We start from the raw sequence: 16,321 nt of genomic DNA, 5'->3' as shown, positions 1-16,321 counted from the left end.
CGTCCGTCGACGCGTGACGATGTGCTCCTCATGCGACTTTTGAGTTCAAGAATCCTGCCCTACCCCAGATACGCATTGTTGAAATACCCCGCAAAATTCGGACGTTGCTTGACAACGTTGCCATCGGGGTCACGCAAAATGCCGGCGGCGAACAGGTAGTCGCCGATTGCTTCCATCTTGGCCGGATCCATGGTGGCGATGGCGCCACTTTGGCTGCGCAAGAAGTGACCATCGATCAGTGCCTTCAGCGAAGCGCGGATCAGCGCCGGATTGGTCAAGGCATCCTTGTTGGCCGCGATCAACAGTGCGGCAGCCTCATCGGGATGATCGACGGCGAACTGATAGCCGCGCCGCGTCGCCTGGACGAAGCCGGCCGCGACTTTCGGATTGGCCTGGAGATAGGCTTCGCTCGACGAGATCAGCGTCGTGTGCTCGTCGGGCACGCCATGGTCGGCATAGACGAAGCTGCGCTGCTTGATGCCTTTGAGCTCGGCTTCGACACCCTCCCAGGTCGCGACCTCGAGCGTGAAATCGACCGAGCCGTTGGCCAGCGCTTCATAGGCCGAGGTGCCGAGCGTCACCGTCTCGAAATTGCCCTTGCCGCCGTCGTGGCGGATGATGGTGCCGATCAGCGCGTTTTCCCAGGCGCTGCCGAAGCCGCCATAGGTCAAGCCGTCAAGGTCCCTCGGGCTTTTGATCTCGCCGCGCGCCGCATTGAAGACCACTCGGCCGGTTTCTGATTGCACCACGGCATAGACGGCCTTCAAGTCGGCCCCGGCGGTTTTCTGGGTGAAGAGGCTGATGGTGCCGTTGATGCCGAAATCGGCGACGCGGTTGGCGACGAGCGTGCCGGCGCCGGTGTCGCTGTAGGGCAGGATATCGACCTCGAGGCCAGCCTCGCGGTAGAACCCCTTGTCGCGGGCGACAAACAGCCCAATGTGGTTGGTGTTGACCGTCCAGTCGAGTGCGACGGTGACCTTTTGTGCCGCCGATTGCGCTTGAGCCTGGCCCGCTCCGGCAGCAAGCGGAAGACTGCTGGCAAGGGTCAGCAACAGGGCCTGGCGGCGCGTCAATTCAGTCATGATCGTATCCTTCGGGTGGTTGCGGGTCGAGTTCGGGATTGAGAATGGTGTCGAGGATCTCGGCTTCGAGCGCGCTCGCCTGCCGCGCGGCATCGCCGCCAAGGCCGCGCGGGCGCGGCAGGGGCACCTTGATTTCACGGGCGATGCGGGCCGGGCGCGCCGACAGCACATAGATGCGGTCAGACAGGAACACGGCTTCGCGCACGTCGTGGGTGATCAGCAGCGCGGTCCAGCGGTGGTGGCCCCACATCTGCTCCAGCCAGCGCTGCATGGCGGTGCGGGTCAGTGCGTCGAGCGCGCCGAACGGCTCGTCGAGCAGCAGCATGTCGCGCTCCTGCACCACTGTTCGCAACAGCGCTGCACGCTGGCGCATGCCGCCCGAAAGCTGCGCCGGAAAATGCCGCTCGAAGCCGGCAAGCCCGAACTCGGCAAAGAGCGGTGCGACACGCGCCCGCGCTGCCTTTCGCCTGACGCCTTGCACTTCGAGCCCGAGCGTCACGTTGTCGAGGATGCGCCGCCATGGCATCAGCGCGTCGCCTTGCGGCATGAAGGCGAAATACCTGCCGTGATCGTCGAGCGGCGTGCCGTCGAAGAACATCTCGCCATCGCCGTGCTGCGCGCCGGTCAGGAGCTGGAACAGCGTCGACTTGCCGGCGCCCGAAGGACCAAGGATGGAGACGAATTCTCCGGCGCCGACGCGAAGCGAAATGTCGGCGAGTACCTCCAGCCCGCCGAACGCCTTGCGCACATGCCGCAGTTCGAGCCGGCTCATCGCCGTGGCCCCTTCCCCTGAGCTTGCCTGTCGGCCCGTTCCCAGGGCACGGCCAGGTGCTGCAGCAGCACCGTCAGTCCAAACAGGACAAGCGTGAGCGCGGCGCTGACGCCGACGGCGGCCAGCACCAGATCGGGGCGGAAATTGTTCTTGGCATTGAGCATGTAGATGCCCAGCCCCTTCGCGGCACCGGCATATTCGGCGAAGATGGCGCCGACCACGGCATAGGTGATGGAGATCCTCAAGCCGGCGAAGAAATAGGGCAGCGCCGAAGGCAGCCGCGCCAGCACGAAGACGCGCCAGCGCCCTGCCCCCATGGCGCGCAGCACCTGGCCGATCTCGGCCTCGGTCGCCTCGTAGCCCTGCACCAGAGCCACCAGCATCGGAAAGAAGGTGACCAGCGCCACCAGTAGGATCTTGGGCATCAGCCCGAAGCCGAACCACAGCACGACCAGCGGCGCGATGGCGACCAGCGGCAAGGTCTGGCTGATGACGAACACGGGAAACAGCGCGCGCCGCAGCGGCTGGAAAAAGTCGACCAGCATCGACAGCGCGAAGGCAGCGCTGAGCGAACAGGCAAAGCCGAATAGCGTGGCGCGGATGGTGGGAATGGCATTGTCGACCAGCGCTTCGCGATTGAGCATCGCCTGCGCGAAGACGCGCGACGGCGCCGGCAGTATCGTCGGCTTGATGCCCGAATAACGGGCGCAAAGCTCCCACGCCAGCAGGAGCAGCCCGACCGAGGTCACCGCCGGCGCTGCCTTGGCGAAGAGACCAGCGAGTTGACGCGAGCGGCTGGACGACGATGAGACCACGGGAGATGTCCTTGGACGGGCGCTCGCGCGCAAGCGCGGGCAGGCTCAGACAGCGGTGGGGCTGTTGGCTGAGACCGTGACGTCGAGGGTTACGTGGCCGGCGCCTGGCCCGAAGCGGCAGAAAGCCTCGTTCAGCGCCACGAAGATCGCGCCGGCATCTCCGCGCAATTTGGTGCAGAAATTCTTGGAGCGCTCATAGACGCCGGACTGCTTCAGGAAATCGATGCAGCCATAGATCTCGTCCATGTGGTCGTCGGTGCCCATCACATAGAGCGAGAACTGCGCTGCCGCCGGCTGGCCAGCGACAGCGGTTTCACGCACCGCGCGGATGGCAGCCTCCTTGCGCGGGCCGAGCGGCCCGACAGGTCCGTCAAACGCATCGGAGCGGCAGATCGGATCGTCCGGCTCGCCCGGACAGCCGCGCGAAATGGCCGCCGACAGGACGCAATGCTTGCCGCTGCGCGCTGCCGCCACGAACAGATCGCGAAGAGCCGGGAACAGGACTTCGGGCGGCCCGACAAGCAAGGTCGAGATATCATCGGTCTCGATCCTGAGCCTGTCGCGGTAGGGATCGAGCGCACCGAGCGCACCAAGAATGACGCCGACGAAATCGTCGGCCATGGGATACAGGGAAATTTGTGCGCCTGAAAACATCGCCCGCCTCGCTCCGCTGGTATTACCCAGATCAGCTTCTAGGGTCTGTGGGCTTGCCGCCCCCGTCTCAGCCCCGACCGTACGGAGCACCCCTGTGGATGCGGGGGTTAAAGCACCATTCGAGCGATTGGGAAAGCCGTTTTTTCAGCGTACTGCGCCAAAACTATTGCGCCAGGCGCCGACGGCAGCCCGCTGGACACCACCTCGCCGACAGCAATTGTGGCAAGTGGGCTACAGGCCTGCGGCGGACGATCATCTCTGCCCGGGCTTGCTTTCCACTTTGCCGAAAAGTCGCATTACCGGGCGCGCTTCCGTGACTGGAGCGCGTGCGAACATACTTCGCACTTTCAGGAGCCGTTTCAGCAGACGGCTGTAGGTGCGATGCAAAACCCTGCCGTCGGCAAGGTCGAACTCCACGCCTCCCCATCGCCTGACCGGCGCCCTGCCGGTTGGCAGGCCTAGCCGCCTGACCTGGCTGCGGCGCCCCTGACAAGGCGCCCTTGCAGTAGGCCGGCGCCGCCTCGCCCACGAGCATCCGCATCGCGGTCGGTGGGTCGCCGCCGGAAGCCAGGCACGACGATCGCGCCGATACGGTTTCCCGCCTCCACCGAGCCGGCAAGCAGCGGTCCGGTGTAAGCAGAGATGTCCAGCATGAAAGCGGCGCTGATCGGCCCCCCACGACCGGCGGGGTCAGTCGAATTCATCTTCCGGCGTCCGGTCAAACAGTGCCTTCCCTCGCCATCATTCTGCGACCGGCGATCCAGGACGACCTCGCGAACCGCCCGAGCAGGGTCGAGCCGCGCCTGTCAGCCGGCCGGTTTGGGTGAAAGCGCCCCCACGGCGGTGACGACCGAAAGTCGTTCGCGTTTCACCAGCACCGGCTTTTCGTAGATCTTCTTCATGTCCACCCCCGAAAGCAAACTGAAATCAAATCAGCATCCGCAGTTCGCCAGCGGCACAGCAAACTGTCAACCGCCAGGCAGGGTTTGGCGGCCGGCATTGGCATGCCGCAGGAAATCGACGAAGGCGCGCACAAGCTGCCATGCGTGACAACAGTGGCAAAGGCCTTCAGTTCCGCATAGTCGCTGCCGCGCATTATGGTAGATTCTCCAATGAGTGTCGTCAAATTCTACCGCATTTTCCGCACGGCGTCTGTCACCTAGTTTTGCGGAGACGCTCGAACGGCATCCGATCAGGATCGGTCCGGCATCGAGCGCATCTGAATCTCCTTCTGAGCAGGAGCAACGAACATGCGGAAACTCAACGGAAAAATCGCTCTGGTGGCCGGCGCGTCCTCTGGCATCGGCGCGGCAACCGCGCTGGCGCTGGCGGCAGAAGGGGCTATCGTCGCCATCGCGGCGCGGCGCAGGCAGCGGCTTGATGACCTGGCCATGCGCATCAGTGATGCCGGCGGCGATGCGCTCACCATCGAGGCCGACCTCACCGACGAGGCACAAGCCACCGCCATGGTTCGGCGTGTGCTGGAAAGCCAGGGTCGGCTGGACATGCTGTTCAACGTTGCCGGCGTCGGTGTCGCCGCCCCCTTCCAGAACACCACCACCCGTGAATACCGGGAGATGGTCGACATCAACATCCTGGGTCTGCTCTACACGATCAACGCGGCGCTGCCAGCGATGAAGCGGCAGGGGTCAGGCCATATCGTCATCGTTTCGTCGGGCACCGGCCGCTACATCCACCCTTCGGTGGTCTATTCCGGCACCAAGCACGCGGTGAGCGCCATGGCGGAATCGCTGCGCCGCGAAATCGGCATGGACGGCATCCGGGTTACCGTAATCGAACCGGGCGCGGTGAAGACCGAATTCACCGCCAACATGCGCGACGATGTGCGGTTAGCGGTCGAGCATCGGCTGGGCGACATGGGGCAGTTGGAGAGCGAGGATATCGCCACCGCGATGCTCTATGCGGTGTCCCAGCCGCCACGGGTCAACGTCAACATCCTGACGCTCTACCCGACACAACAGGCTTGATCCGCGACAGACGGCAAGGCGAGGATCGGGACCTTGACCCCGATCCTGTGAACCTTATGAAACGGCCTTCTCGCGAACGGGCAGCTTCCAGCCCGGCCTGACGAAATGGCAGGTATAGCCGTTGGGGTATTTCTCCAGATAGTCCTGATGCTCGGGTTCGGCTTCCCAGAAGGGACCGGCCGGCGCGACTTCGGTCACGACCTTGCCCGGCCACTGACCAGAGGCATCGACATCGGCGATGGTGTCTTCGGCAACGCGCTTCTGCTCGTCGCTGGTGTAATAGATCGCCGAGCGATAGCTCATCCCGACATCGTTGCCCTGGCGGTTGCGCGTCGTCGGATCGTGGATCTGGAAAAACCGCTCCAGCAATGTGCGATAGCTGATCGTGGCCGGATCGAAATTGATCTCGATGGCTTCGGCATGGGTACCATGGTTGCGGTAGGTGGCGTTGGGCACGTCGCCGCCACTGTACCCGACACGGGTGGAAATGACGCCGGGATAGCGCCGTATCAAATCCTGCATGCCCCAGAAGCAGCCACCGGCAAGCACTGCGCGTTCGGTCGAAGTCGCCATATCACGTCTCCTCTCAAAGCAATTCCAGGAAAAGTGTCTAGCGGTTTTCCGTCCGGAATTGCGCAAAAATGAATTGGATTTCCCATAAATGGGCATTGTCGCCGGCTTCGTCCAGTCGCCAACGTAGGACGCGGCGGGCAGCAGTCAATTGTCCTGATCTTCAGGCGGGGCCGGCGGATCACTCGGCAGATCGTGTGTGCCCGGGGGAATGACGACGAAGTTGATGGCCACGGGCGGCGCCTGGCGTGACCAGCCGAGCATGACGGTCTTGACCGGAAGTGCCTTGATCCATGGCATGAGCCGCCGCGGCGGCGTTTGGCTGCCTTGCCAGATCAGCAGCATGCCCTGGTCCTGCAGCCGTTTTGGCGTGATCCATGGCGCAAACCGCATGTCGAGGCCGGTAAAGATCGAGGGCTCGTCATAGGCATTCAGCCCGGCAAGCATGGCCAGCCCTGTGTCGCCGCCGACGATGCCCAGCCGACCTTTGCTGGCCTCGTGCCAGACAGTTTCCGCTTCATCGGACACCAATTGCGCCGGCCAGCAGACGGGTTGCATGTGTCCGAGGACATTGCAGCTTGTCGATCGGATCGTCGCGTAGGCTCCGGATACGCCGATGACGCAGACGAGCGCGCAGATCGCCAGCCTGCGCATCTCGGCGATGCCGAGCCTGTCACCAAGACAGGCAATGGCCACGACGCCGACAAGATTGTACATCGGCGCCCCCCACGCCTCCCCCGCTCCCGTGAACAGCGAAGCCACCATGACGAGAATAGCCGGACCAAGCCCGATCCACAGCAGATAAGTGAACGCCCTCGGCCCGATTGGCGCCATGCGCAATGCCACGACCTTGCGCGGCGGCTCGCGCCGCAACAGCCCGGATATGGCGAGAACGGCAAGGAAGCCTGTCAGCCCGGCCAATTGCACACCGATGTAGTAGAGACGGGCGCGGTGGGCCATCACCCAGTCATCGCGACCGGCGACATAGGTCAGCGGCAGGAAGTCGATGCGGTAGAGTTGGACGGCCAACGGCGCGGCGACGACAAGGAACACGGCGAGCCCGAGCCATGGCCAAAGCGTGGCGAGCCGAGTGCGTGCCCGTGTGTCCGACAACAGCCAGATCGCGCCGAACAGCAACAGCAGGCCGGTGGAAAACTTGGCGTAGAGCCCGACCCCGGACACCAGCCCCAGCACAATCCACCACCATTTCGAGCCAGGGTCCCGGGTTGCGCGCCACAAAAGCCATGAGATGGCGGCCCAGAAAGGCATCTGCGCGTAGTCATGATTGAACTGCGGGGTGGGCCAGCCGAAGAAATAGATCGACGGCATCAAAAGCACGGCGGCCAGAGCTCGGGTTCGCCCAAGCATGTCGCGGGCCAGCAGATAGACGAAGATGAAGGTTGCCGAAACGACAAGCTGCGAAAGCAGATATTGCGGCCAGCGGAACGATCCGGTGAGAAGATGGCTGGCCTCGAGCAGCCATGCCGGAAGCTGCGGGTGCTTGTAGGTCAACAGCACCCATTCGCGTCCCCACATGAAGCCCTCGACGACATCGCCAGGCGGCGCGGCGTCGACAAGCGCCGGTACCACGGTCCAGCACAGGATCTGCATCAGGCACAAAAGCGCGAGAACGACTTCCGGAAAACGGACCAGGGTCGACCAGATCGACGACTGGTGCCGGCCACTCGCAACAGGCAGGCCGACCGGCAGCCAGCTGTCCATGGATTCATCGATTCTCGCCATGCGGTGGGTAAATCACACCGGACCATTTTCCGAACAGCCCAGAAATGGAAGCTTACGAAAATGTATACTTACATGACCATTGCAAAACCAAGATTGAGGCAGAGTTTCGCGCCCTGATGCTGACCCTCACCTCGAAATACAAGCAGAACAGCCATGGAAGACACCACCGGGCAGCCCGCCGAAAGTGTCGGGCCTGCGAACAAGCCACGCATCCGGGCGGTTCATTCTGACCCCCGACGCCTGTGATCCCAGCCACGGGCGAGATGGCGGCGGACGTCGCCTGCGCCTGAGCGGATCAGCCCGCCGCGCTCCAAACCCTTCAAAGTCGCCAGGATCTACAATGCGCCACCAGCATGCCGTCATTCACTACCGAGCGCTCGACTTCTGGATGGCCCGTGCGGCCGTCCTCATCATCATCTGCCTGCAGCTTCTGGTCATCAACAACCTGTCATTCGGGCCACGCTGGCTGGCGCCGGCACTGGAAGCCGCCCTGTTGCTGCCCTTGTCGGTGGCAACGGCCTGGACGCAGGCCGCCACCAGGAAGGCGGTCGAGGATCACGAGTGGCACGCGATCGGTCAGTTTCGCGTCATGATCCGCAGAACGGCACTGACCATGACAGCCGTCATCAGCATCATGAATTGCGGTTCGCTGGTCTTGCTGGTGCGTGCCTTGCTGGAGGGCCATGCCGGCAGCAGCGGCACGACGCTCCTGATCGACGCGCTCAACATCTGGGTGACCAATGTCATCGTCTTCGCCTTGTGGTTCTGGAGCACCGATCGTGGCGGACCGCCGACCTGCGGCCTCGTCAAGCTCGCCCAGGTCGATTTCCTGTTCGCGCAGATGACCCTGAACGACCGCGAGCTTCGCGACTGGCTGCCAGGTTTCGTCGACTATGTCTTCCTTGCCTTCACCAATGCGACAGCATTTTCCCCCACCGATACCTTGCCGCTCTCCCAGCGCGCCAAGCTGCTGATGATGGCGGAGGCCATCATCTCGCTGCTGACCATCGCGCTGGTCGCCGCGCGCGCGGTCAACATCCTGGCTTGAGGCTTGCCAGGCCGGGTCGCTGACGCAAAGCTCGTTGAGCGGATGGCCAGGGCTTCTAGGGCCGAAACGAAAAATAGCCCGCCCGGCGAACCGGACGGGCTATTGAATTGCCTTCGAAAGATGGAGACGCGTTGGTGGCGCTTACCCAGCCTGAAGCTGTTACCGCCAGGCAGGTTGACGCCAATTCCGCTCAGAACGCCGCCGACAAGGCTGGTCTTGATGCGGTTGAGAATGCCCGAGACAACGTTGCCGCCCAGGATGTTGTTGCAACCGAGGAGATCGTTCAGCGCGGCAATCTTGCCCTGGTCGGCCCATCCCTGAAGAGCAAAAAATCCGCCCCAGCTCGGGCCGAGGCGGATTTAGGGGTGTCGCTCGGCCGGAGTTGCGGACCTTCCGTTAGGCAAATCGCCGTCGCAGTCGAAAGCACTCGCACACGCTTGCGTGGACCGTACTGAAGTCGGAGCTACTCTTCCACGGACGGCTTGAACCTCCTCACCACGAACTCGAACAGAATGTCCGAGAGGCGGCAACGATCGCCGCGCGCTCCCCGGGCGAATAATGCTCGGCATCGTCGATGGTCATGAAGGTGACGTGACGGGTCATATGAGCTTGCCGTAATTAGCCGCCGTGACGATTTGCAGCCATTGATAATACTGTTCATCAATGCGAAGTTGCTGATGAATCGGGGGAGATACATGATCCGCATAGCAATCGTTGTGGCCATTGCCGCCAGTACATCAGCATGCCAATCGAACGTTCCATACGATACAAGTAAGCAGACCTGCAAGATGTACGAGCTCAGCGGGCACCAACACAAAGTTTGTGCCCCGGACACGCCGAACAAAGTATGCAATGTCTGGTTCAATCCGATTTCGGGCGACGAAAGGATATGGTGCCAACCGCTCACCCGGAAAGCAACCGATCCGAAGGCCCGCGCCAGGCAGCTTGCGGGCAGCCAATACCCTTGATTCGACTCCATCCACCTTTTGACCCCCAGCTCGACCTGATCGGCCATCGGGAACATCACGGGGGCGACGCTGCTTGAGCCGGTCCTAGCGCGTCCAGCGTCCTCCGAAGGCCCCTCTCCAGCCGCTGCGCGGCCACCTCCCCCCACTTCTATCTCCTGCGCGACGGCGGAGCGATGTCACAGAAGGAGCTGGCGCGCAGCCTTCGATGGCGCAGATGCTGGCGCGCATGGAGCGCGACGGCCTGATCCGCCGCATGCCAGATCCGAACGATGGCCGCAGCAGCCTCATTTCACTGACAAAAGCAGCGCTCGCGAGCCTGCCCGCCGCGCGCGAGGCGCTGCATGAAGGCTCGGAGCAGGCGCTGGCCGGTTTCAGCGAGGACGAGGTGACGACGCTGATTGGCCTGACGCGGCGGCTGAACGAAAATCTCGACCGCATGGTGGCGCAGGAGACGGAGTGAAACCGTCAGCGCTCAGGATTTATAGCCTTCCTTCAGGCAGTCGTTCTGCCAGGCCCAGTCGAAATCGGCCTTCGACATGAGCGTGCGGCCCATGCCGGCCTCGACGAATGGTCCGGCGCCATCGATGTAGACAATGAAGCGGGCTCCCTTCGTCAGAGCGCCGACCTTCGCGGTGACGAAGCCGCATGTCTGCCCTGACGAGCTGTCGCCGGTGATCTGCAGGTGCGAGAATTCCGCCGCCGGGTCATTCACCTGCGCGCGGATCGTGTCTTGGGCATTGGCGATCGCCTCGGCGCGCCAGTCCTTTGCAGTACAGGCGGCAAGGCTGATGACCCCGCACAGCAGGAACAGTCTTGCAGGATTGCGCATGTCGGCCTCCGATCGCGGCGGACGCTACTCGCCCCTCGGTTGCATTCCAAGCGGCATCGCGGATCATGGTTTCAGGTGGGTTGCCATCCCTTCGACCTGCTCGGCGGAGAGAAACAACAGCACCACATCCGACATGCCGAGCAGCGGCGTGAAGGTGACGATGGTGATGCCGCCTGTCGCGTTGGTGCGGGTCAGGCCTTCGGAATAGATGTCGAGCGGCGGCTCCTCGTCGAACCAGACACCGTGCAGCGTCTCGCCCTGCCACTTCTCGCGGCCCTTCTCGAAGCTCTTGAACGACAGCACGCTCTCGCCGGCCTGCACATCGCCGCCGCCGCCATGGCGCACGATGACGCTGTCGAGCGCGCCGGGCGCGCCGCGGCCCAGAATGGTGTCGACGATGGCGTCGGCCGGGATCATGCCGGTGCCCCAGGCCGCCTGCTGCTGCGGCGGGCCGACCAGCACGCGCTGCGGGTTGTCGCGCGTGCCCTCGCCGGTGACGCCGGCGGCCCACAGCCGGACCGCCGTGTCGAAGACCTTGCCTTGCCACCACGCGGGATAGCGGCCGGTGAGGTGCATCGCCCATTCGGCGCCGCCGGCCCTGGTCTTGCCAAGCTGGTTGCCGGCCATGAACAGCCGCTCGCGATTGACCGCGCCTGCCGCATGGAATTCCGCCTGGCGTTGATACGGTTTGTAGGCCACCAGAAGATTTGTGCGGCGCCTGCGGTCAAGCTCCGCCAGCAGCGCCAGATATTCCGCCCTCGCCGCCATCAGCGGGTGCTTCGAGGAACGGCCTGAGGACGGCTTCGAGGCCACGGATGCGGCTGCGGATCTCCTCATCGCTCAGCGCGTCCAGTTGGTTGAGGGAAACATGCACACCCCCGGGAAAATCCTTGGGCAGCACCGAAAGCACGATCTTCAGATATTGGTCCGGCTTGTCGGCGCGCACCTCGGCGATGACGCCGGCGCCATGGGCGCGGAAATCGGCGCGCACGGCGGCCAGGAAATCATCGCCCAGCGTCTTCTTCGTCCGCTTCGGGCGGGACGCCGGGCCGGCAGCGGGCTGACGCCGTGCCGGCTTCGCCTTGCCGCGCCTTGGCCCGGCGGTATCGTCAGCCATCGGCCTGCCCCATGGCGCCGGCATCGCTGGCGGAGATGCCAGCCTTCGCCATCGATCTGGCCGGCTTCTTCGAGCGGTTCTTCCCGGCCCTCTTGGCACGCTTCGGCCTTGCCGTCCCGGCAGGCTTCGCCACCTGGGCAGGCTTCGCCGCCCGGGCAGGCTTTGCCGGGCCGGCCATGAGGCGCGCCATGGCGAGGCCACCGATCCCTGCTTGCGGGAAAGAGAAGCCACCAGCCGCGTCCCGCACCATGCCGATCATCACGCCGGGCGCCACCTGCTCGACACGGCCCAGACGCGGACGTGGCGCCGCACCCTCGAACTCGCCAATGGCGCTGACGATCTCGCGGCCGTCATCGTCCGTGATGATGGTGGCGTAGCGATGGGGCATGGGAACTTCTCGCAAATGTCGCGTTCCTTCGCCGTGGAGCGCTGGCACACAAGTTGGCAGCCGAAGTCAAGAAGGCGCCAGAAACACAAAACCCGCCTCGGCGGCGGGTCGTTGGCGCAAATCAGCACCATGGACAAATATGTAGCATGGCTGCCCTCACCCGGTCAACGGTTTTCTAGGAAAAAATTCCTCCTCCGTTTTTCCGGCACCAGCGGTGACCGGCATCGCTGAAAGGTGGCGGGAAAACAAAAACCCGCCTTCGCGGCGGGTCCAGAGGTCGTTGGCGCAAATCAGCACCATGGCTGAAAAAATAGCACAACTGCCCTCACCGGACAACCCGATCGACACCATGCCGGACCCCGAGGACCGACTTTTCGACCGGCTTTTCATGAGCCGGCAACTGTGGAATCATAAGCTAGAGCTCATGGAATGATTCGCGTCGCCTTGTGGGAGAGGACGATGGACAGACCAACCATGGCATCCGTATTCAGGATGCGGCACGCGCCAGCCACGGTTTCCGGTGTGCGCAGCACCGGCCAGGGCCAGGCCGATCCGATCATCCGCGTGCGCTCGCTTGGCGAAGCGATCCGCTTCGTCGCCAATGCCTTTCCAAACTATGATATCAGCGCCGTCGCCATCATCCCTGGCGATCCGTCGGCCCCGCGCCTCGGCAGCCTGGAAGCGAAGGCGCTATGGCGTGAATATGGCGAGCACTGGACGCTGGAATAGGCCATTTGACCGCGGGCTGCTCCCGGTCGTCCATCCCCAGCCGAAGTTCCGCGCCATCTTCCGGATCGGAAACGCCGTTCGCGCGTTTCGAGCCTAGCCACGGGAGCAATCGTCATGAATGTCGCTAATCTGCAACTCGAAGGCCTGCTCATGGCCGTCGCATCGATCAACCACGTGCTGGTTCGCAAGGGGGTGCTGACGGCTGAGGAGATCGACATCGCCCTGCGCAAGGCCGAAGCCAGCGAAACCAGCCAGGAGCGATCCGGCGGCATGTCGGCGTCGAGCCGTGACGCCGTCAACTTTCCGATCCGGCTGCTGGAACTCGCCAATCAATGCCAGCCGGAGGCGGACATCCCCTCCTTTTCGAAGCTTGCGCGCATGGTCGGCCAGATAAAGGAGCCATACAACGACCAGATGTGAGGCGAAGACTTAGCTGTCGAGCACTTGAGGCCGGCCTGCTCCGCGCCCGGAGTCGTTGCGCCTATCCGTCATCACGCGCCTTCGCATATAACAGCCAAATGCCCGCAAAAGCCCACCTCCCCCGTAATCGCCTGGGCGCGCCGGTCCACGGCATTCCCGCCATCACGATGACGTTGCTCGCCAACCGGCTGAGGCGGTAATAGGCCATGCAGCCCGACGACCAGCTTCAGCGCCTGATCGACGACTGCTACGCGGCATTCTCGCCCTATCCACGGCCGCATACCATGCATGCCTCGTCATTGCGCGATACCGTCGCGCTGTTGAAGACGCTGAGCTCGGCCCCGTTGCGGAACCTGGCCGGCGAGCAAATCGATCCCTACGCCAGCTACGCGCTGACGACAGTCGGCGATGTTGACGACTACAAGCACTTCCTGCCACGCATGCTCGAATTGGCGGTTCATGAGCAACGCTGGCCGGGGACTCAGCCGACCAGCATCGTCCTTCGCCTGAAGAGGGCCCGGTGGCTAGACTGGCCGACGCGCGAACAGGCTGCAATCCGGGCGCTGTTCGACGCCGCGTGCTCACAAGTGATCCTCGCGCACCCTGACGAAGAAGAAGCCGGGAACTGGATTTGCGCCTACGCATGCCTCGATCTTGATCTGGCGCCCATACTAGAACAATGGCTTGTCACGCCATCGATCGATGCCGCCTTGCAGCTTGCCCAGTTCATGCAGCATGACGCAAGATTTGTGTTCGAGAACGATGCTTCCGAGCGCGCTATCTGGAGCTACGTGGACGAAACAGAGATCCACCGCATGCGGCGCTGGCTGCTCGGCCCGCCCGTGCACAAGATGCTGTTGGCGGCACGCGGTCGCACACCGCCCTCCCATCTGTGGCTGGTGGAGAAAGCACTTGAAGCGCTGGCGGACTTCAGACCGGCCAGGCTACATTAGCCACCGGAGCGTTCCTCCTGCCTTCGCCTCACGCCCGGCCCGGCCACCCCAGGTTCATTGCCAGCACCCTGCCCGGCCCGTGCACGGCGGCGAACAGAAGGCCGGCCAGGAAGGAAAAATGGTCGACGAAGAAGCCGAACTCCGCCTGGTTGCCGGCCCAGTGGCTCGGTCCGTGGAAGGCGAAGCCGAGGAACAGCACATAGGCCGCCGCGACCAGCGCCGCCTGCGTGAAGAAGGCGCCGCTCAGGAAGCACAGCACGAGCGCGACCTCCAGGATCGCCGCGCACCAGGCGAGCACCAGCGGGAACGGAAAACCGGCGGCGGCGATGTGGCCGGCGGTCGCCTCCATGCCCATGAACTTGAAGGTCACCGCCATGAGAAAGACGGCGGCGAAGATCAGCCGGGCGACGAGAAGGGCCGCGGTCTGCCACGGCGATTGAATGAGGTCCGACATGCTGTCTCTCCAGGGTTGCAATGGATTTCGACCCAAGGACGCATGACCCTGGGCAGTTCCGACACCGGCCGGAAACTTTTTGTCGGGCACCCACGGCACGATGGACCGGCTCACCACGCGACGGCATCCGAACCTTGCTCTGACCTGCCCTGAACGCTATTTCCTGCGGGGGGCTTGATCTGTTGTGAGGAGCCAGCGGATGGCGACGGTCCGGTATCTCGTCAGCGATGTCGAGTTGTCCATAGCGTTTTACACGAAGCATCTGGGGTTCGCGTTGCAGCAGCAGTTCGGTCCGGCGATGGCCATCCTGAAGCGCGGCGATCTCACATTCTGGCTCGCGGGCCCGATGGCGTCGGCCGCGAGACCGATGCCGGATGGCCGCACGCCGGAGCCCGGCGGATGGAACCGCATCGTCCTCGAGGTTCAGGACTTGCCGGCGCACGCCGCCCGGATGCGCGAGGCCGGCGTGCCGTTCCGCAATGAGATCGTCGACGGCCCGGGCGGCCGCCAGATTCTTTGCGAAGACCCGTCCGGCAACGTGGTCGAGCTTTTTGAACCCAAGGCATGATCCCTCGCGAACCACAGGTTCGGGATCATGGGTTTGGATCGTTGGCGCTCCGCCCTCAGTTCGCCGCCGGCGCCGGCGCGCCGAGTTCGAGGAACGGCACCGTCGAGCCCGGGATCATCGATTTCGGCAACTGCCCGTCCCACTTCTCGGCCTTGGTCAGTTCGACCAGCAGCGGATTGTTGGCGAGCGCGCCGGCGCGCGCCTTGATCGCTTCGGCCGTCGCCTCGCCTTCGATCCTGGTCTTGTAGGCACTGGCCTCGGCTTCCGCCTTGACGCTGTCGGCGCGGCCCTTGGCCTGCGTCACCGCGATGTCGGCCTTGATCTTTTCCTGCTGCAGGTTCTGCTCCTGCTTCTGCACTTCCACCTGCGCCGTCATCCTCGCCTCGACCGCCTGTTCATAGGCGTCGGAAAAGTCGATGTTCTCGACCTGCACGCTGTCGATCATCACCGGGCCGTCGGTCACCGCCGAAATGGCGTCGGCGACATCCTTGTTGAACTTGGCCCGGTTCTGGATCACCGACACCGCGTCATACTGGCCGAACACCGTCTTGATCTCCTGCGGTGCCTTGCGGGCGATGACGCGGTCGGCCAGCGCCTCGATCGACCCGTAATTGATGTAGACGTTGCTGACCTCGGCCGCCGGCACGTGGAAGTTGACGGTGACGCGCATGTTGGCCGGCTGCTGGTCGCGCGAATAGGCCTGCATCGCCGGCAGATTGCCGCAGTCGCTCTGGTTCTCGCAGCCCCATTTGATGACCTGCTGGCGCAGGCTGATCTTCTCGACGCGCTGCAGCCACGGCAATTTGAAATGCAGGCCTGGATCGACGACCGAACTCAACGCGCCATTGGTCAGAAGCACGCCGCGGTCGCCCTGGTCGATCGTGTACCAGGACCCCATGACGGCGGCGATCAGCGCCAGCACGATAGCCAGCGCGACGATGCCGCTGCCGATCGGACGCGACCCGGCGACGACATGCTGCTGGAGACGGTTCGAATTGCCTTGCGTGTCGGTCATTGCCCACCCCCCAATTATCCCTGTCCGATTCCGGACTTGCCTGAAATCATGGCGCCAAGATTGCCATGATGTCGAGTGCCCCGGCCTTTTGCGCCGCTCCACCGCATGTCCAGGAAGCTAACGCCTTGATTCCATGCACAGTGCCGGCAAAAAAGCCGATTTCGGTTTGCTGATAGTATAGTACCGCACCGCTCAGAGGGGAGGAATC

Annotated in this window: 24 protein-coding genes and 1 riboswitch; of the genes, 8 read left to right on the top strand and 16 right to left on the bottom strand. The window is 63.6% G+C overall.

All coding sequences use genetic code 11. The features are described from left to right. Positions 1 to 59: 59 nt before the first annotated feature. The 7 genes from AC56QQ_RS13690 to AC56QQ_RS13660 all read right to left on the bottom strand — a co-directional run bounded on the left by AC56QQ_RS13690 (position 60) and on the right by AC56QQ_RS13660 (position 4,419). Positions 60 to 1,082 carry an ABC transporter substrate-binding protein gene (locus AC56QQ_RS13690; RefSeq protein ID WP_497127899.1) on the bottom strand — a complete coding sequence of 341 codons (1,023 nt, stop codon included), beginning with the start codon at positions 1,080 to 1,082 and terminating at the stop codon, positions 60 to 62. Further along, complete coding sequence (locus AC56QQ_RS13685) at positions 1,075 to 1,854, bottom strand: ABC transporter ATP-binding protein (protein WP_497127897.1); 780 nt, start codon at positions 1,852 to 1,854, stop codon at positions 1,075 to 1,077. Before AC56QQ_RS13685 ends, AC56QQ_RS13690 begins: the two co-directional genes overlap by 8 nt. Next, a complete protein-coding gene (locus tag AC56QQ_RS13680; RefSeq protein WP_497127895.1) occupies positions 1,851 to 2,669 on the bottom strand; it encodes an ABC transporter permease in 819 nt (272 codons plus the stop codon). The genes AC56QQ_RS13685 and AC56QQ_RS13680 overlap by 4 nt, the downstream gene beginning before the upstream one ends. A 45-nt stretch (positions 2,670 to 2,714) precedes the next feature. Beyond that, complete coding sequence (locus AC56QQ_RS13675; RefSeq protein WP_497127894.1) at positions 2,715 to 3,323, bottom strand: YkoF family thiamine/hydroxymethylpyrimidine-binding protein; 609 nt, start codon at positions 3,321 to 3,323, stop codon at positions 2,715 to 2,717. Next, positions 3,314 to 3,427: riboswitch (TPP riboswitch) on the bottom strand. It overlaps the preceding gene by 10 nt. A 354-nt stretch (positions 3,428 to 3,781) precedes the next feature. Continuing rightward, entirely contained in the window at positions 3,782 to 4,027 is a 246-nt protein-coding gene (locus AC56QQ_RS13670; RefSeq protein ID WP_497127892.1) for a hypothetical protein, read from the bottom strand. Positions 4,028 to 4,129: 102 nt separating this feature from the next. Further along, on the bottom strand, positions 4,130 to 4,225 hold the full coding sequence (locus AC56QQ_RS13665) for a putative RiPP precursor (protein ID WP_256753522.1): 96 nt from the start codon (positions 4,223 to 4,225) through the stop codon (positions 4,130 to 4,132). Then, positions 4,222 to 4,419 carry a hypothetical protein gene (locus AC56QQ_RS13660; RefSeq protein WP_497127890.1) on the bottom strand — a complete coding sequence of 66 codons (198 nt, stop codon included), beginning with the start codon at positions 4,417 to 4,419 and terminating at the stop codon, positions 4,222 to 4,224. The genes AC56QQ_RS13665 and AC56QQ_RS13660 overlap by 4 nt, the downstream gene beginning before the upstream one ends. A 154-nt stretch (positions 4,420 to 4,573) precedes the next feature. On the opposite strand from AC56QQ_RS13660, the gene AC56QQ_RS13655 reads away from it, so the two are divergent. Then, the gene (locus AC56QQ_RS13655) at positions 4,574 to 5,311 is read left to right on the top strand and encodes an SDR family NAD(P)-dependent oxidoreductase (protein ID WP_497127888.1); all 738 of its coding nucleotides are present in this window, start codon (positions 4,574 to 4,576) and stop codon (positions 5,309 to 5,311) included. Between the two features lie 54 nt (positions 5,312 to 5,365). On the opposite strand, the gene msrA is transcribed toward AC56QQ_RS13655, so the two are convergent. Together msrA and AC56QQ_RS13645 are read right to left on the bottom strand one after the other, a co-directional pair. Then, entirely contained in the window at positions 5,366 to 5,884 is a 519-nt protein-coding gene (msrA, locus tag AC56QQ_RS13650; RefSeq protein WP_497127886.1) for a peptide-methionine (S)-S-oxide reductase MsrA, read from the bottom strand. Positions 5,885 to 6,028: 144 nt separating this feature from the next. After that, on the bottom strand, positions 6,029 to 7,603 hold the full coding sequence (locus AC56QQ_RS13645) for a glycosyltransferase family 39 protein (RefSeq protein WP_497127884.1): 1,575 nt from the start codon (positions 7,601 to 7,603) through the stop codon (positions 6,029 to 6,031). Positions 7,604 to 7,964: 361 nt separating this feature from the next. Here AC56QQ_RS13645 and AC56QQ_RS13640 point away from each other — a divergent pair, with 361 nt between their 5' ends. From AC56QQ_RS13640 to AC56QQ_RS13630, 3 genes are all read left to right on the top strand, one after another. Continuing rightward, positions 7,965 to 8,672: a hypothetical protein gene (locus tag AC56QQ_RS13640; protein WP_497127882.1), complete on the top strand. Its 708-nt coding sequence runs from the start codon at positions 7,965 to 7,967 to the stop codon at positions 8,670 to 8,672. A gap of 134 nt (positions 8,673 to 8,806) precedes the next feature. Further along, positions 8,807 to 9,127 (top strand): hypothetical protein, encoded by a 321-nt coding sequence (locus AC56QQ_RS13635; RefSeq protein ID WP_497127880.1) that lies wholly within the window; start codon positions 8,807 to 8,809, stop codon positions 9,125 to 9,127. Positions 9,128 to 9,845: 718 nt separating this feature from the next. Further along, positions 9,846 to 10,100, top strand: a complete 255-nt coding sequence (locus tag AC56QQ_RS13630; RefSeq protein WP_497127878.1) for a MarR family winged helix-turn-helix transcriptional regulator — start codon at positions 9,846 to 9,848, stop codon at positions 10,098 to 10,100. 12 nt (positions 10,101 to 10,112) lie between these two features. On the opposite strand, the gene AC56QQ_RS13625 is transcribed toward AC56QQ_RS13630, so the two are convergent. The 5 genes from AC56QQ_RS13625 to AC56QQ_RS13605 all read right to left on the bottom strand — a co-directional run bounded on the left by AC56QQ_RS13625 (position 10,113) and on the right by AC56QQ_RS13605 (position 12,325). Continuing rightward, on the bottom strand, positions 10,113 to 10,469 hold the full coding sequence (locus tag AC56QQ_RS13625) for a hypothetical protein (protein ID WP_497127876.1): 357 nt from the start codon (positions 10,467 to 10,469) through the stop codon (positions 10,113 to 10,115). 63 nt (positions 10,470 to 10,532) lie between these two features. Then, a complete protein-coding gene (locus tag AC56QQ_RS13620) occupies positions 10,533 to 11,237 on the bottom strand; it encodes a terminase large subunit domain-containing protein (RefSeq protein WP_497127874.1) in 705 nt (234 codons plus the stop codon). Then, positions 11,194 to 11,586 carry a hypothetical protein gene (locus AC56QQ_RS13615; RefSeq protein ID WP_497127872.1) on the bottom strand — a complete coding sequence of 131 codons (393 nt, stop codon included), beginning with the start codon at positions 11,584 to 11,586 and terminating at the stop codon, positions 11,194 to 11,196. The genes AC56QQ_RS13620 and AC56QQ_RS13615 overlap by 44 nt, the downstream gene beginning before the upstream one ends. Further along, the gene (locus tag AC56QQ_RS13610) at positions 11,579 to 11,974 is read right to left on the bottom strand and encodes a hypothetical protein (RefSeq protein ID WP_497127870.1); all 396 of its coding nucleotides are present in this window, start codon (positions 11,972 to 11,974) and stop codon (positions 11,579 to 11,581) included. The genes AC56QQ_RS13615 and AC56QQ_RS13610 overlap by 8 nt, the downstream gene beginning before the upstream one ends. A 156-nt stretch (positions 11,975 to 12,130) precedes the next feature. Continuing rightward, positions 12,131 to 12,325 (bottom strand): hypothetical protein, encoded by a 195-nt coding sequence (locus tag AC56QQ_RS13605; protein ID WP_497127868.1) that lies wholly within the window; start codon positions 12,323 to 12,325, stop codon positions 12,131 to 12,133. A gap of 108 nt (positions 12,326 to 12,433) precedes the next feature. On the opposite strand from AC56QQ_RS13605, the gene AC56QQ_RS13600 reads away from it, so the two are divergent. The 3 genes from AC56QQ_RS13600 (at position 12,434) to AC56QQ_RS13590 (ending at position 14,076) form a co-directional block, all read left to right on the top strand. Then, positions 12,434 to 12,703, top strand: coding sequence for a hypothetical protein (locus AC56QQ_RS13600; RefSeq protein WP_256754060.1), 270 nt, complete (start codon positions 12,434 to 12,436; stop codon positions 12,701 to 12,703). 114 nt (positions 12,704 to 12,817) lie between these two features. Then, positions 12,818 to 13,123 carry a hypothetical protein gene (locus AC56QQ_RS13595; protein ID WP_497127866.1) on the top strand — a complete coding sequence of 102 codons (306 nt, stop codon included), beginning with the start codon at positions 12,818 to 12,820 and terminating at the stop codon, positions 13,121 to 13,123. Positions 13,124 to 13,329: 206 nt separating this feature from the next. Beyond that, positions 13,330 to 14,076, top strand: coding sequence for a hypothetical protein (locus tag AC56QQ_RS13590; protein WP_497127863.1), 747 nt, complete (start codon positions 13,330 to 13,332; stop codon positions 14,074 to 14,076). Between the two features lie 28 nt (positions 14,077 to 14,104). On the opposite strand, the gene AC56QQ_RS13585 is transcribed toward AC56QQ_RS13590, so the two are convergent. Continuing rightward, positions 14,105 to 14,530, bottom strand: coding sequence for a DoxX family protein (locus tag AC56QQ_RS13585; RefSeq protein WP_497127861.1), 426 nt, complete (start codon positions 14,528 to 14,530; stop codon positions 14,105 to 14,107). Between the two features lie 199 nt (positions 14,531 to 14,729). Between AC56QQ_RS13585 and AC56QQ_RS13580 the strand changes: the two genes are divergently transcribed. Continuing rightward, positions 14,730 to 15,098: a VOC family protein gene (locus AC56QQ_RS13580; RefSeq protein WP_497127859.1), complete on the top strand. Its 369-nt coding sequence runs from the start codon at positions 14,730 to 14,732 to the stop codon at positions 15,096 to 15,098. Between the two features lie 55 nt (positions 15,099 to 15,153). Here AC56QQ_RS13580 and AC56QQ_RS13575 read toward each other — a convergent pair whose 3' ends face one another. Then, the gene (locus tag AC56QQ_RS13575) at positions 15,154 to 16,113 is read right to left on the bottom strand and encodes a prohibitin family protein (protein WP_497127857.1); all 960 of its coding nucleotides are present in this window, start codon (positions 16,111 to 16,113) and stop codon (positions 15,154 to 15,156) included. Positions 16,114 to 16,321 lie beyond the last annotated feature (208 nt).

Source organism: Mesorhizobium sp. RCAM 05099 (genome assembly GCF_059683685.1).
This window is presented reverse-complemented; position numbering and strand designations above follow the sequence as displayed.

Coding starts and splice junctions, on each gene's coding strand:
- AC56QQ_RS13690 (WP_497127899.1), bottom strand. CDS start 1,082: ATGACTGAATTGACGCGCCGCCAGGCCCTGTTGCTGACCCTTGCCAGC.
- AC56QQ_RS13685 (WP_497127897.1), bottom strand. CDS start 1,854: ATGAGCCGGCTCGAACTGCGGCATGTGCGCAAGGCGTTCGGCGGGCTG.
- AC56QQ_RS13675 (WP_497127894.1), bottom strand. CDS start 3,323: ATGTTTTCAGGCGCACAAATTTCCCTGTATCCCATGGCCGACGATTTC.
- AC56QQ_RS13670 (WP_497127892.1), bottom strand. CDS start 4,027: ATGAATTCGACTGACCCCGCCGGTCGTGGGGGGCCGATCAGCGCCGCT.
- AC56QQ_RS13665 (WP_256753522.1), bottom strand. CDS start 4,225: ATGAAGAAGATCTACGAAAAGCCGGTGCTGGTGAAACGCGAACGACTT.
- AC56QQ_RS13660 (WP_497127890.1), bottom strand. CDS start 4,419: ATGCGCGGCAGCGACTATGCGGAACTGAAGGCCTTTGCCACTGTTGTC.
- AC56QQ_RS13655 (WP_497127888.1), top strand. CDS start 4,574: ATGCGGAAACTCAACGGAAAAATCGCTCTGGTGGCCGGCGCGTCCTCT.
- msrA (WP_497127886.1), bottom strand. CDS start 5,884: ATGGCGACTTCGACCGAACGCGCAGTGCTTGCCGGTGGCTGCTTCTGG.
- AC56QQ_RS13645 (WP_497127884.1), bottom strand. CDS start 7,603: ATGGACAGCTGGCTGCCGGTCGGCCTGCCTGTTGCGAGTGGCCGGCAC.
- AC56QQ_RS13640 (WP_497127882.1), top strand. CDS start 7,965: ATGCGCCACCAGCATGCCGTCATTCACTACCGAGCGCTCGACTTCTGG.
- AC56QQ_RS13630 (WP_497127878.1), top strand. CDS start 9,846: ATGGCGCAGATGCTGGCGCGCATGGAGCGCGACGGCCTGATCCGCCGC.
- AC56QQ_RS13625 (WP_497127876.1), bottom strand. CDS start 10,469: ATGCGCAATCCTGCAAGACTGTTCCTGCTGTGCGGGGTCATCAGCCTT.
- AC56QQ_RS13620 (WP_497127874.1), bottom strand. CDS start 11,237: ATGGCGGCGAGGGCGGAATATCTGGCGCTGCTGGCGGAGCTTGACCGC.
- AC56QQ_RS13615 (WP_497127872.1), bottom strand. CDS start 11,586: ATGGCTGACGATACCGCCGGGCCAAGGCGCGGCAAGGCGAAGCCGGCA.
- AC56QQ_RS13610 (WP_497127870.1), bottom strand. CDS start 11,974: ATGCCCCATCGCTACGCCACCATCATCACGGACGATGACGGCCGCGAG.
- AC56QQ_RS13605 (WP_497127868.1), bottom strand. CDS start 12,325: ATGGTGTCGATCGGGTTGTCCGGTGAGGGCAGTTGTGCTATTTTTTCA.
- AC56QQ_RS13600 (WP_256754060.1), top strand. CDS start 12,434: ATGGACAGACCAACCATGGCATCCGTATTCAGGATGCGGCACGCGCCA.
- AC56QQ_RS13595 (WP_497127866.1), top strand. CDS start 12,818: ATGAATGTCGCTAATCTGCAACTCGAAGGCCTGCTCATGGCCGTCGCA.
- AC56QQ_RS13590 (WP_497127863.1), top strand. CDS start 13,330: ATGCAGCCCGACGACCAGCTTCAGCGCCTGATCGACGACTGCTACGCG.
- AC56QQ_RS13585 (WP_497127861.1), bottom strand. CDS start 14,530: ATGTCGGACCTCATTCAATCGCCGTGGCAGACCGCGGCCCTTCTCGTC.
- AC56QQ_RS13580 (WP_497127859.1), top strand. CDS start 14,730: ATGGCGACGGTCCGGTATCTCGTCAGCGATGTCGAGTTGTCCATAGCG.
- AC56QQ_RS13575 (WP_497127857.1), bottom strand. CDS start 16,113: ATGACCGACACGCAAGGCAATTCGAACCGTCTCCAGCAGCATGTCGTC.